The 2835-nt window shown below is 74.7% G+C and carries 5 protein-coding genes; all 5 read left to right on the forward strand.

Annotated elements, in window-relative coordinates; genetic code table 11:
- Positions 1-468, forward strand: a 468-nt coding sequence (locus F9B16_RS49895) for a DUF881 domain-containing protein (RefSeq protein WP_151547267.1), incomplete at its 5' end; no start/stop codon positions are given.
- A gap of 4 nt (positions 469-472) precedes the next feature.
- Positions 473-859 carry a small basic family protein gene (locus F9B16_RS49900; protein ID WP_264159879.1) on the forward strand — a complete coding sequence of 129 codons (387 nt, stop codon included), beginning with the start codon at positions 473-475 and terminating at the stop codon, positions 857-859.
- The gene (locus F9B16_RS49905) at positions 856-1614 is read left to right on the forward strand and encodes a DUF881 domain-containing protein (RefSeq protein WP_151547268.1); all 759 of its coding nucleotides are present in this window, start codon (positions 856-858) and stop codon (positions 1612-1614) included. The genes F9B16_RS49900 and F9B16_RS49905 overlap by 4 nt, the downstream gene beginning before the upstream one ends.
- A gap of 305 nt (positions 1615-1919) precedes the next feature.
- Positions 1920-2453 carry an FHA domain-containing protein gene (locus F9B16_RS49910; RefSeq protein ID WP_151547269.1) on the forward strand — a complete coding sequence of 178 codons (534 nt, stop codon included), beginning with the start codon at positions 1920-1922 and terminating at the stop codon, positions 2451-2453.
- A 53-nt stretch (positions 2454-2506) separates the two neighbouring features.
- On the forward strand, positions 2507-2835 hold a 329-nt coding region (ftsR, locus tag F9B16_RS49915; protein WP_225992679.1), incomplete at its 3' end, for a transcriptional regulator FtsR.

Genomic DNA, 2835 nt, shown 5'->3' on the forward strand with positions numbered 1-2835 from the left:
CTCGCCGCGCAGGGCGCCGCCGCCGCCGCCGAGCCCGCCTCCGGCCCGGGCCTCGTCGTCACCGTCGGCGACGCGCCCGGCGGCGGCGGCGACTCCGGCGGCGACTCCGACGGCCGGGTCTATGATCAGGACCTCCAGGTGCTGGTCAACGGGCTCTGGGCGGCCGGCGCCACCGCCATCGGGATCAACGGGCGGCGGCTCACGCCGGTCACGGCGATCCGCACCGCGGGGGAGGCGATCCTGGTCGACTACCACCCGCTGACCGGGCCGTACGAGGTCACGGCGCTCGGCGACCCGGACCGGATGCGCGACGCGTTCACCGGCTCCGACGCCGACCGCAGGATGCGCGCCCTCGAGGAGCGGTACCGCATCCGGTACGCGACGCGCCGCACGTCCGGCGCGCGGCTGCCCGGCGCCGGAGCGCTCCGGCTCCGGTACGCCGCGCCGGCCCCCGGAGCCGGAGGGTGACGCGATGACCGAGCGCACGAGGGCCGAGGCGGCGGGCACGGAACGGAAGGGCGGAGGCATGATCGCGCTGATCGGGCTGGTGATCGGCGTGGGGCTCGGCCTCGCGCTGCACCCCGACGTCCCGCTGTGGCTCCAGCCCTACCTGCCCATCGCCATCGTCGCGGCCCTCGACGCCATGTTCGGCGGCGTCCGGGCCCGGCTCGAGGGGATCTTCGACGAGAAGGTGTTCGTCGTGTCCTTCCTCAGCAACACCGTCATCGCGGCGCTGATCGTCTTCCTCGGCGACGAGCTGGGCGTCGGCTCCCAGCTGTCCACCGGCGTCGTGGTCGTCCTCGGCATCCGGATCTTCTCCAACGCGGCGGGCATCCGACGGAAGCTGTTCGGCGCATGACCCTCGACGGCGTACGCGACGACGACGAGCCCCGCGAGGAGGCCGAGCGGCCCGCGGGGCCGGCGGCAGTGCCGCCCGCGCCCCTCACCGGGGTGATGGCGCTGCTGCGGCCCAGAGCGAGCTGGGGGCAGCTCATCGGCGGCCTGCTGTGCGTGCTCGTCGGCTTCGCGGTCGCCGTGCAGGTCCGCTCCACCAAGCGCGACACCACGTTCGCCACCGCCCGGCAGGACGAGCTCGTCGGGATCCTGGCCGATCTGGGCCAGCGGTCCGAACGGCTCCGCGGCGACATCCGCGACCTCGAGCGGACCAAGGCCGAGCTGCAGCGCGACGCCCAGGGCGGCGCCGCCCTCGAGGAGGCCCGCAAGCGCGCCACCACCTACGGCATCCTCGCGGGCACGCTCCCCGCCGAAGGGCCCGGCATCCGGATGGTCGTGCAGGACCCGCGCGGCGGCGTCCACGCCGGCGGCCTCCTCGACGCGCTCGAAGAGCTCCGCGACGCCGGCGCCGAGGTCGTCCAGGTCAACGAGGTCCGCGCGGGGGTCGGCACCTACTTCCTCGACGCCCGCGACGGCGTCCAGGCGGACGGCCGGACGCTGCGCGCCCCGTACACGTTCCTCGCCATCGGGGACCCGCACACCATGACCACCGCGCTCAACATCCCGGGCGGCGTCGTGCGGACGCTGCAGGCCGCCGGCGCCACCGTCTCGATCACCCCGCGCGCGAAAGTGACCGTGAGCGCGATACGGTCTCCGTAGAGGGAACGGGGGGAGCGGTGAACGGCCGTCCGGGACGTCGCGATCGGCGCCGCCCGCGCGGCGGCGTAGACCGGCGATCATCGGCGAAGGTACCGTGGTGCGGTCGGTTCACCGTTCCGGTTGACCCCTCGGGCAATACCCGCGTAAGTTGCGGCGACCGTCGCGTGCGCGGGCGGTGAGCAGGACCGTGGTCGGGGGCGGGTCCCCGGCGTGGGTTGGGTGAAGGATGCGCGTGGCGCAGGCGGCCCCCGCACCAGCGGGGCGTCCGCGGGCGGCGCGCCGATGGTAGGAGGCCGAGCCGATCTATGCCGAGCGTCTACTGCACGCAGTGCGGTCACGCCAACCCGGATGATGCCCGCTTCTGCTCGAACTGCGGCACCCCGCTGACGCGGGGCGCCCAGCCGCCGATCTACCGGGAGTCGCCCGGCGAGTCGACCTCCACGATCTCGATCGGCGGGTTCGAGGCGCTGGACACCGGCCAGGAGGCCGAGGAGCAGCCCGGCCCGGACCAGACCGCCATGGAAGCGCTCCCGCCCGGGACCGCGCTGCTGGTCGTCAAGCGCGGCCCGAACGCCGGAAGCCGCTTCCTGCTCGACAAGGACCGCACGTCCGCGGGCCGGCACCCGGAGAGCGACATCTTCCTGGACGACGTCACCGTCTCCCGCCGGCACGCCGAGTTCGCCCGGCACGGCGGCACCTTCTCCGTCCGCGACGTCGGCAGCCTGAACGGCACCTACGTCAACCGGCAGCGGATCGACCAGGCCGGCCTGTCCGGCGGCGACGAGGTCCAGATCGGCAAGTTCCGGCTGGTCTTCCTGACCAACCCGGCGCACGCCTGACGAGGACCGGAGCGGCGGGGGAGCACGGGGTCTCGGCGACGATGGGAGGGCCCTTGAACGCGCAGCCGGCCCGGTCCCCGATGACCATCGGGGACGTCCTCGGGCTGCTCAGGAGCGAGTTCCCCGACATCACCATCTCCAAGATCCGGTTCCTGGAGTCGGAGGGGCTGGTGGAGCCGGAGCGCACCCCCGCCGGGTACCGCAAGTTCGGCCCGGCCGACGTCGAACGGCTCCGGTTCGTGCTCACCGCGCAGCGCGACCACTACATGCCGCTGCGCGCGATCCGGCAGCACCTGGAGGCCCGCGACCGCGGCGAGGCCGTCCCGCCGCTCGGCGCCCGCGCCGACGCGCCCGCCCGCCGGCCCCGCACCCTGGTCGCGGC

Origin of the sequence: Actinomadura montaniterrae, from assembly GCF_008923365.1 — a bacterium.
GTDB classification, from domain to species: domain Bacteria; phylum Actinomycetota; class Actinomycetes; order Streptosporangiales; family Streptosporangiaceae; genus Spirillospora; species Spirillospora montaniterrae.

Excerpts from the sequence above, each read along its gene's own strand:
- F9B16_RS49900 (WP_264159879.1), top strand. The coding sequence starts at position 473 with ATGACCGAGCGCACGAGGGCCGAGGCGGCGGGCACGGAACGGAAGGGC.
- F9B16_RS49905 (WP_151547268.1), top strand. The coding sequence starts at position 856 with ATGACCCTCGACGGCGTACGCGACGACGACGAGCCCCGCGAGGAGGCC.
- F9B16_RS49910 (WP_151547269.1), top strand. The coding sequence starts at position 1,920 with ATGCCGAGCGTCTACTGCACGCAGTGCGGTCACGCCAACCCGGATGAT.